The 8,573-nt window shown below is 34.7% G+C and carries 13 protein-coding genes; 9 read left to right on the forward strand and 4 right to left on the reverse strand.

Annotated features, from left to right (window positions below; genetic code table 11):
• The first annotated feature begins 89 nt into the window (after positions 1-89).
• Positions 90-845: a sulfite exporter TauE/SafE family protein gene (locus D6734_05580; protein ID RMF95404.1), complete on the forward strand. Its 756-nt coding sequence runs from the start codon at positions 90-92 to the stop codon at positions 843-845.
• Positions 846-1,077: 232 nt separating this feature from the next.
• Here D6734_05580 and D6734_05585 read toward each other — a convergent pair whose 3' ends face one another.
• The 3 genes from D6734_05585 to D6734_05595 all read right to left on the reverse strand — a co-directional run bounded on the left by D6734_05585 (position 1,078) and on the right by D6734_05595 (position 2,516).
• Positions 1,078-1,320: a hypothetical protein gene (locus tag D6734_05585; protein ID RMF95405.1), complete on the reverse strand. Its 243-nt coding sequence runs from the start codon at positions 1,318-1,320 to the stop codon at positions 1,078-1,080.
• 88 nt (positions 1,321-1,408) lie between these two features.
• On the reverse strand, positions 1,409-1,969 hold the full coding sequence (locus D6734_05590) for a flavodoxin family protein (protein ID RMF95406.1): 561 nt from the start codon (positions 1,967-1,969) through the stop codon (positions 1,409-1,411).
• A gap of 103 nt (positions 1,970-2,072) precedes the next feature.
• Positions 2,073-2,516 carry a hypothetical protein gene (locus D6734_05595; GenBank protein RMF95407.1) on the reverse strand — a complete coding sequence of 148 codons (444 nt, stop codon included), beginning with the start codon at positions 2,514-2,516 and terminating at the stop codon, positions 2,073-2,075.
• Between the two features lie 181 nt (positions 2,517-2,697).
• On the opposite strand from D6734_05595, the gene D6734_05600 reads away from it, so the two are divergent.
• The 8 genes from D6734_05600 to D6734_05635 all read left to right on the forward strand — a co-directional run bounded on the left by D6734_05600 (position 2,698) and on the right by D6734_05635 (position 7,606).
• A complete protein-coding gene (locus D6734_05600) occupies positions 2,698-3,273 on the forward strand; it encodes an RNA polymerase sigma factor (GenBank protein RMF95408.1) in 576 nt (191 codons plus the stop codon).
• Positions 3,274-3,290: 17 nt separating this feature from the next.
• On the forward strand, positions 3,291-3,770 hold the full coding sequence (locus D6734_05605) for a zf-HC2 domain-containing protein (GenBank protein ID RMF95409.1): 480 nt from the start codon (positions 3,291-3,293) through the stop codon (positions 3,768-3,770).
• The gene (locus D6734_05610) at positions 3,767-4,819 is read left to right on the forward strand and encodes a hypothetical protein (GenBank protein ID RMF95410.1); all 1,053 of its coding nucleotides are present in this window, start codon (positions 3,767-3,769) and stop codon (positions 4,817-4,819) included. Before D6734_05605 ends, D6734_05610 begins: the two co-directional genes overlap by 4 nt.
• Before the next feature lie 102 nt (positions 4,820-4,921).
• Entirely contained in the window at positions 4,922-5,212 is a 291-nt protein-coding gene (locus D6734_05615) for a hypothetical protein (protein RMF95411.1), read from the forward strand.
• 184 nt (positions 5,213-5,396) lie between these two features.
• Positions 5,397-6,068 (forward strand): adenine nucleotide alpha hydrolase, encoded by a 672-nt coding sequence (locus tag D6734_05620; protein RMF95412.1) that lies wholly within the window; start codon positions 5,397-5,399, stop codon positions 6,066-6,068.
• A gap of 236 nt (positions 6,069-6,304) precedes the next feature.
• A complete protein-coding gene (locus D6734_05625; GenBank protein RMF95413.1) occupies positions 6,305-6,502 on the forward strand; it encodes a hypothetical protein in 198 nt (65 codons plus the stop codon).
• A 32-nt stretch (positions 6,503-6,534) separates the two neighbouring features.
• Positions 6,535-7,134 carry a hypothetical protein gene (locus D6734_05630; GenBank protein ID RMF95414.1) on the forward strand — a complete coding sequence of 200 codons (600 nt, stop codon included), beginning with the start codon at positions 6,535-6,537 and terminating at the stop codon, positions 7,132-7,134.
• Positions 7,135-7,156: 22 nt separating this feature from the next.
• Positions 7,157-7,606, forward strand: coding sequence for a cytochrome c (locus tag D6734_05635; GenBank protein RMF95415.1), 450 nt, complete (start codon positions 7,157-7,159; stop codon positions 7,604-7,606).
• Between the two features lie 194 nt (positions 7,607-7,800).
• On the opposite strand, the gene D6734_05640 is transcribed toward D6734_05635, so the two are convergent.
• Entirely contained in the window at positions 7,801-8,568 is a 768-nt protein-coding gene (locus D6734_05640) for a hypothetical protein (GenBank protein RMF95416.1), read from the reverse strand.
• Positions 8,569-8,573 lie beyond the last annotated feature (5 nt).

An 8,573-nucleotide genomic window follows, 5' to 3' on the forward strand; every position in this document is an offset into this window, starting at 1 on the left:
GTCAACAAATAAGAAAAAAATAATAGATAAATAAATTTATATTAGTTAGCTCTTATAGAAAAAATATCTTTTTTAACATCTATTTATCAATGAATGTTAATTTTATACTTATTGGCTCTCTTATTGTTTTTACATCTTTTGGCTTGAAAGCAATCACAGGAATGGGGGCGGCGCTTTTATGTGTGCCTTTGTTAGCCCTAATAATAGATATAAGACAAGCCGTGCCCATTGAACTGATATTTGAATTGATTTTTGGGGCGATTCTTTTTTTTCGTATTTATCGTGAAATTCAGGTGTCGCTTTTGATTCTTGTCGTTTTGAGCGCTCTTCTCGGTATTTCGGTTGGCACTGAAATTCTCCTTATTGCCAGTGAATCCTTGTTAAGGATTATTTTATCTATTGTCGTTTTTATTTTTTCTTTAAGGATTTTTATAACTTCGAATAAAGAAAGAATTGGGACAGATAGAAAAACATCGTATCTTTTGGGTGCTATTTGCGGCTTTGCAGGAGGCAGCATCGGAGGGATAACAGGACAACAAGGTCCGCCAATTGCTCTGTATCTTGAAAATCAGATATCAGATAAAACGAAGCTTCGCTCAACCTTGATAGCAGTCTTTTTTATCAATGACCTTTTTAGACTATTCCTCTATATTTCAGAGGGCATAATGAATAAGGAAATTTTTTTCCAAAGCCTTTATTTTATTCCTGCCATAGCTGCTGCAGTGCTAGTAGGGAATTTTTTCCACTTTAAGATTGATGAAACCCTGATACGCAGATTGATTGCTATAATCTTAATTGTTTCTGCTCTGATAATTTCCTATCCTGTCGTTTATGCATTGTTTTGATAAATTTTAAAGAGTTCTCATTGTCCTATTTTTTATGCCTTTCAATGTTTCTGGCTTTTTGATTTTACAAAAAAGTTTCTCTTTGGTCATCTATGAAAACTATTCGAAAAGAGTATGTGAATCAAAGAAAATCCATAATAATTTTGGTTATAATTGGAAATAAAAAAAAAGCGCCTTCCCCGAGTTTGCAAGAAGGCGCATTTAATATTGTCTTTTTTTTAATCAGTTAAAATCAATCGAATGAATCCATTGGCAGAGGATTTTTAACTTTCCCAATCGATGTGCATTTTGGACAACCTGAGATATCCTGCTTCAATGCACCAAAACAATAGCTAATGGCTTTTTCAGCAGTATCATAAGGACCTGACCAATAATCTGTCATAGTACCGGTGCGCGGCTGACATTCAGGGCATGTTGCTTGATGAATTACAGCTTTCTTTTTTGGGTAATTGCAATAAACAAAATATTCTGCCATTGATATCTCCTCCATATAGGTTTTCTTTATAGAAATAATTAACGACAGTCTTTCAAGTTGTCAAGTCTAAAAATTTTATATTTGCATATTAGCTTGATTCAGCTATTTTTACACCTGCCTCGTAAGCTCGGTTTAGGGCTTCTTCATTCTTTTTTATTGAATCGGGTTCGATGTTTCCACAGACTTCTATCTTGTCCACGACACTGATTCCCAAAAAGGACATAGTCTGTTCCCATCTGTCGAGTATTGGCTTATACATTTCAGGCACTGGTGCACCACATAGAAAAGCGATAACTGCTTTCTTTCCCTCTTTTAGATGTATGGTAAAATCTGATGCAAGATAGGGATACCAACGGTCCCAAAAAACCTTCATCTGCCCTGTTGCTTCTCCCCAAAAAATAGGACTGGCAAACAAAAATCCGTCTGCTTCTTGGATTTTATCGTAAAGGGGGGTCATATCGTCCTTTTTTTGACAGCTATGTGTTTCTCTACATCCCTGACATGCCTGACATGGATTTATGTTAAGGTCGTTGAGATAAATCTTTTCAACTACTGCACCCTTTGATTTTGCGCCTTCGATGAATTTTTCTGTGAAAATATCAGTATTTGCTTTCTTGCGGGGACTTGCTACAAATGCAAGAATCTGCATTGAAAATACTCCTTTGAATAAAGGATTTTACACAAATGCTTTAACAGATGGTACAGTTTACAGATAAAATTTTGTAATTTGACTGCCCTATTATTTCTAATAACTAAAATTTTTCGGTCCTGCTGCATGCAAGCAGTTTTTCACCGTGCTTGTAAAAAAGTACTATTATTTTATTGTCACCTTTTTGCTCAACTACTTTTCCTAAGCCAAAGGTGTGATGTTCGATAATGTCGTCAACAAAGTATGTTTGCTCATAAGCATAGGGTTTTGGATTGCCATTTTGAAGTTGAGCGAGATAAGATTCTTCAAGATGAATCCCTGAAAGTCTTTCAGCGCTTATCTTCCTGCGATTTCTTCTTCTACTCGGCTCTTTTTCATTGAGAAGTCTTCTAATAAGCCGCGTACAATTCTTTCCGCAACCTTCACAATGAAGTTTTACTTTCTCCTCTGTGACAGCGCGGATTTTATGGGGCGACTTACCATTACATCTCTTGCATTCGATTATAATCGTATTGTTTTCAATGAGTTCTTCTTTTTTTACTGCCATTTATACCTCCTTCTTTAAATATGACAATAAAAGCAAAATGTTAATTCAGTTTCTATCTTCCTTCCCTTGTATAGAGCGTATTTGTTAACATATAAATTAGAAATAGTCAAATCTTTGAGTAAGTTAAAAAATTATGGAACTTTTTTCGTTCAAAGATGTCTTAATATTATAGCAATGGAATATGCAGATGAAGAGAAATGGGTTTGACGAGGATGTTGAGGTTGTTGAAAAAGCATCTAAGGGCGATGTGCTTGCTTTTAAAAAGCTTTATGAATCAAACAAGGGCAGAATTTATAACTATGCCCTGAGAATGACGAATGATAGAGATGCGGCAAATGAGATTACACAGGAAATCTTCGTAAAAGCATACAGACATCTGAAGCGGCTCAGAAAAAAGGACAGCTTCAAGTCTTGGCTTATGGCGATAGCAGTTAATTTTACAAAAGATTTTTTGAAATATAAGAGGCGAAAAGGGGAAATTTTTGATGACAACAAGAGGCTACAACAGATTGACAATTTTGAAAGTAATGAAAGTCCGGAAAGTTTATTTTTAGAAAATGAAATGAAGGATGCAGTAATTAAATCGCTTTCTATGCTAAAACCCTTTCATAGGGAGATTATTGTTCTCTATTACATTGAAGGATTTAGCATAAAGGAAATAGCATCGATAATCTCAGTCTCGGAAGGCACTGTAAAATCCCGCCTCTCACGGGCAAGAGAGGAAATTTCAAAAGAGTTAAGAAGATTAGGATTTTAATATAGGCAGGATTCTTTATGAAATGTAGAAAGATTAAAGGAAAATTGAATGACTATATTACCGGAATTTTAGATTTTGAGACAAAGAGACTTATTGAAAAACATCTTGCAGATTGTCCTGATTGTTCTAATGAACTTTCATTGTTGAAGAGAATTGAATCGAATATTAAAGCCATTGGTTATGTTGAACCGCCTTCTGACCTTTGGATAAAGATAAGAGAGAAGATTGAAAATGAAGAAAAAGCTTTTTTTAAAGAGTGGTATGAAAGCATTACATTTTTCCCATCTATTCTTTGGAAAAGAATCGCCTTTGTTTTTGGAATTGTTTTAATTTTGTTTTCTGTGGGGATTTTCATAATGCAGGACGAATTTGGCAAAGAGGAAACCCTTTATCCCTCAGACTATGTGGCAGAGCATATTATTGCTTCTTATAATGACCCATTGTCTGACAGATTAGCATTAAACCTTATTATTGCCAGTGAAAACGATTCAAAATGAAAAGAATGGAAACTGTTAACAGATTCACTCTGACGCTATTTTATGTATTTATAATCCTTCTTTTTAATATTTCAGCCCATGCATTGACACCTGAAGAAATTCTAAGAAATGCTATCAGAAAAAAAGGGATGCAGAATTTTTCTGGTATTTCAAGAACTGTTTCCTTCATAAAGTCAAAGGAATGTATGGCAGAAGCGAGAGTTTATTTCAGGCGTCCCGGAATGTGCAGAATGGAGCATATGAGAGGAATACCTCCGGATAAGGTTTTAATAACAAAAAATAACGAGATATTGTCAATCGATTACCGCCAGAGGAAGGTTTACAAGACAAAAATCACTTCATCAGCTAATGACAATGAGTCAAAGGAGAAACTTCTGTTGAAAAATTACAGCCCATTTTTGAAAGGAGAGGAGAAAATTGCTGGTAGAAAGGCTTATGTTATCGAGGTCAAATCTCGTCTGAAGGGACGACCCAGTAAGCTATTGTGGATTGACAAGGAAAATTTTGCAATTCTATCATCAAAGACATTTAGCTGCGGGGGAAAACTAAAAACTTCCGTTGTATTCAGTGAAGTTGATTTTCATAATGAACCACCAGAAAAAAAATTTCTTTTGCCTGAGGGATTCAAGGTTGTAACTGTTGAGCAAAGGGATAGGAAAATCGATTCAGTTGATGAACTGTCAAAAAAAGTAGAGTTTGATGTGAAATTGCCTGAAAAACTTCCTGAAGGTTTTGTTTTTGACGGATTTTTTCTTTACCGCTGTAATTGTGGCGTCAATATGGCGCATATCCGCTATTTCGACGGTCTTGCCGGAATATCGATATTTGAAGGACCAAGAGATTGTCCAAAGTGTGGAGAAGGCTTTTCATGGAGGCGGAGAATAGGAATGAGGAATAATGATACCTGCACCAAAGAAGAATGTGAGCTGACTGGACAAAAATGGGAGAACATACGGACCTTTTTAGATGACACAAGAAGGTTTATCGTTATTGCAGATATATCAGATGATGAAATGGAGCTTATTAAAAATGAGCTTCTGAGAAAATAATCGTATTTATTCCGCATAGGAATGGAACCTTTCAAAAGTTTACCTGTCTTAAGAAAATGTAAACAACAATTTCTGATAAAATTTTAAGGAGGTGATGGAAAAATGAAGAGAAACATAATGATTCTGATTTGCATTGTTGCAATATTTTTTATAGCCGCTGCTATGATTTCTATGGCAGGAGACAATAACTCTGCTAATTCCGGTTCCGCTGTTATTGACAACGCACCGTCGGATGCCAACTATTACGGTTGCGGCGGACCTTGTGGAAATTATGGATTCAGAGGGGGTGGAAAAGGAATGTTCAACGGATGGCGCGGAAAATGGAGCAGATGGAATTGTCCGGGACCATTCTGGCAAAAGGAACCTCAAAATCCTTCTATACATGGCAAATAATTTTAAAAAAATTTGATCAATAGCAGGCATTTTTATGCCTGCTATTATTTTTTCATATTAAGCTTAAGACTATTTTGATTCTCCGATTCTTGAAACTACGCCTTCAGTCTGTTTAAATATCAACTTTCAGAAAAACCAGAAATCGGTTAAAAAATATCAAAAAAAATCTTAACTTCGAAAAAATATGAAAAGAAGAACTCTTTTGTCTTGGAGCAGTGGTAAAGACAGCGCTTGGGCATTATACAAATTACAACAGGACCCCGAAATTGATTTAGTCGGAATATTTTCCACTGTTAATAAAAAATTCAATCGTATAGCGATGCATGGTGTAAAAGTTGAACTTTTATATTTACAGGCAGAATGCATTGGTCTTCCTTTACAATTAATTGAAATACCCTATCCGTGCAGCAATGAGGAATATGAAGAAAAAATGGCTCGATTTGTTGAAAAATCAAAACAAAATAAAATTGACTGCTTTGCATTTGGAGATTTGTTTCTTGAAGATATACGGAAATACAGGGAAGAAAAACTAAAAGGAACAGGCATTGCACCTATTTTCCCAATATGGGGAATACCGACTGATAAATTGTCAGAAGAAATGATCAACAAAGGTTTAAAAGCAGTAATTACTTGTGTCGATCCTAAACAAATTTCAGAGACTTTCATTGGCAGAAGTTATGATAAATCATTTCTGAATAATATCCCGAAAGATATTGACCCCTGCGGTGAAAATGGAGAATTTCATAGTTTTGCTTACGGCGGACCTATGTTTGAAAAGGATATGAAAATATCCGTAGGAAAGATTGTTCGTCGTGATGGTTTCGTATTTGTCGATGTTTCAGCAAAAGGAAATTGAAATCTATATTGGTTCCCCTCTTCAGAGGAATTGATAAAAGAGAATAGTGCATCATATCCTTCATATCCTACAGCAAAGGATTCAGCACAAGCTCAGAAAACCATAATCAAGTTTTTTCTCTTTCTCGTAATTATTGATTAAAAATCAATATGTTGCATTCGGCTTTGTCTTTTTGTGAAAAAATGGCATATTTCTTGCTTACTGTGATGTGAAAGAACAATATTGAGGAAAAAGATATGAATTGTGAGGGAAATTCATTCTTCAATGATAAGAGTTTGCTTGAAAATTTTTTAATAATAAGCCCTACTTATAGGTGCAATTTATCCTGTAAGGGATGTTATGCAAAGGGAAGAGATAAGGGACATATTCTTGATGAGAATGAATTGCATCGAATTATTACAGAGAGTGAAAAAAAGGAATCCGATTTTTTGTAATAAGCGGAGGTGAGCCGCTTTTAGTTGATGGATTGGACAATGTCCTGAGAAAACATCAAGATTCATTTTTTTGGATTTTTACAAATGGTACACTCTTTGGAAACATTTTTGGTTTAAAAATCCAAAATCTCAAAAATGTCTTCTTTTTCTTTAGTTTAGAAGGTAGTGAAAGTGAAACAGATTTTAGACGAGGGAAAGGGGTTTATGAAAAAATTCTGAAATCAATGGAAAGGGCACGCTCATTGGAGATTCCATTTGGTTTTTCCTGCACAGTTGCAGATTACAATGTCAGGTCTATTGATAAAGACGACTTTATCGATGAGATGATTGATAATGGTTGTAAAGGCGGTATTTATATCGACTACAAAGATTATTTCGAAGGAAAGGAAGGAATAAGAGAATGTTTGCTTGAAGAAAAAACAGAATTTGAAAAAAATATTTTAGCTAAAAATTTTGAAAAAGATATCTGGTTTTTATATATAGATTCAATTGAAAGAGAATTGGGCGGCTGTCAGGGAGGAAAAAGATTCATTCATCTTGACCCCCAGCTTGGAATAGCGAATTGTCCATTGCAGACTGATATAAAAGGATTTTTTGCCAAAAATAGATTTAGTCGCCTTTTTTCAGAATAGAAACCTTTAAGAGGAAGTGCTTATGAAAAATATCATTAAAATAGCAGTTGTTTTCCTTCTATTATTTTTTATTCCATTTATTTTTGCCTATTCACATTCACCAACAGGATGGCAGGCGCCTGAAGAGGCAAAAAAAGTCAAAAATCCTGTGCCTGCAGTAGCTGAATCTCTCGAAAGAGGACGAAAAAATTATATTGCAAGATGTCAGGTATGTCATGGTGAAAAAGGCGATGGGAAAGGAGTCCTTGCCGCAAGTCTTCCTGTAAAACCTGCGAACTTTACTGATAAAAAGATGATGGATTCAATGACTGATGGCGAACTGTTTTGGAAAATTACAAATGGCAAAGGACCAATGCCTTCGTGGAAGGACACTTTGAAAGAAAATGAAAGGTGGGATATTATCAACTTTATTAGGACCTTTTCATCGTCTCAAGAAAAAGAGAAGAATAAAGGGCAAGAACATAGTAAATAATTTTATGATTTTTTTTCAGAAAATCTTGATTCAACGACAAGCGCTGAAATAATGGAGCTATTTAGAAAATTGAATCGTCAGGGACATACGATTATTATGGCAACTCATAATTCGGAGAATACCCGTTTTTCCCACAGAAGTATTATGATTAGAGATGGAAAGCTTCTGAACAATTAACTTGATTTCTTATCAGCTTATATCAGGAAAAATCGTTCTTTAAATATATAGATGAAGAAAAGAAATATTAAAGCTATGTAAGAAATTATGTGAGCCGCTTTTTCAATCTTTGTATCGGAAAGAAAAACCTTTATGAAATGTACTCCTTCAGGAATTACAGCTATCATCCTCCCTGAATCATCAATTCTTATTGGAATTTTGCTCTCTTTTATATTTACAGTCCAGCCGGGGAAATAGAAAATATTGAGTCTGATAGTTTCACCGCCTTTTTTTGCTCTTACTCGGATTCCTCTTCTTTCAGGTGAAAATTCTTCTCTTAGAAGTTTGATATTTCCAGAAAGTGAACCAAAGGGTCTATCATATTTTTCTTTTGGTATTATCTTTACATAGACAGGCATATACTCCTGCCAAAGAGAATAAAAAATAGCATTGGAATCATCGATTTTACTTTGTTCTATCTTTGAGGGAGTGTTGATAATATGCATACTTGCTGTTGTAATAGCCAGAATTGTAGCAAGAATCATAGGAATGGTAAATTTTTTTTCTTTGTTGAAAAATCTTCCACAAAGAATGGACAAAAGAGGTATGAAAAAAAATTGAACAAAGGAATTTTTGACTATCATATTGTCGATGAGATTTGGAATAGTTTTATCTAAAAGGATAATTGAGACAGATAGAAGAGAAAGGGATAAAAGAGCTCTATCCTCATTTCTTTTTTGTATAATGGATATTGCTATTGTTAAAGAGGCGAATAATGTAAGTAAAATTCCAATTTGAGAGAGCATAGAAC

This window comes from Candidatus Schekmanbacteria bacterium, assembly GCA_003695725.1.
GTDB lineage: Bacteria > Schekmanbacteria > GWA2-38-11 > GWA2-38-11 > J061 > J061.

Excerpts from the sequence above, each read along its gene's own strand:
- D6734_05580 (RMF95404.1), top strand. The coding sequence starts at position 90 with ATGAATGTTAATTTTATACTTATTGGCTCTCTTATTGTTTTTACATCT.
- D6734_05585 (RMF95405.1), bottom strand. The coding sequence starts at position 1,320 with ATGGCAGAATATTTTGTTTATTGCAATTACCCAAAAAAGAAAGCTGTA.
- D6734_05590 (RMF95406.1), bottom strand. The coding sequence starts at position 1,969 with ATGCAGATTCTTGCATTTGTAGCAAGTCCCCGCAAGAAAGCAAATACT.
- D6734_05595 (RMF95407.1), bottom strand. The coding sequence starts at position 2,516 with ATGGCAGTAAAAAAAGAAGAACTCATTGAAAACAATACGATTATAATC.
- D6734_05600 (RMF95408.1), top strand. The coding sequence starts at position 2,698 with ATGCAGATGAAGAGAAATGGGTTTGACGAGGATGTTGAGGTTGTTGAA.
- D6734_05605 (RMF95409.1), top strand. The coding sequence starts at position 3,291 with ATGAAATGTAGAAAGATTAAAGGAAAATTGAATGACTATATTACCGGA.
- D6734_05610 (RMF95410.1), top strand. The coding sequence starts at position 3,767 with ATGAAAAGAATGGAAACTGTTAACAGATTCACTCTGACGCTATTTTAT.
- D6734_05615 (RMF95411.1), top strand. The coding sequence starts at position 4,922 with ATGAAGAGAAACATAATGATTCTGATTTGCATTGTTGCAATATTTTTT.
- D6734_05620 (RMF95412.1), top strand. The coding sequence starts at position 5,397 with ATGAAAAGAAGAACTCTTTTGTCTTGGAGCAGTGGTAAAGACAGCGCT.
- D6734_05625 (RMF95413.1), top strand. The coding sequence starts at position 6,305 with ATGAATTGTGAGGGAAATTCATTCTTCAATGATAAGAGTTTGCTTGAA.
- D6734_05635 (RMF95415.1), top strand. The coding sequence starts at position 7,157 with ATGAAAAATATCATTAAAATAGCAGTTGTTTTCCTTCTATTATTTTTT.
- D6734_05640 (RMF95416.1), bottom strand. The coding sequence starts at position 8,568 with ATGCTCTCTCAAATTGGAATTTTACTTACATTATTCGCCTCTTTAACA.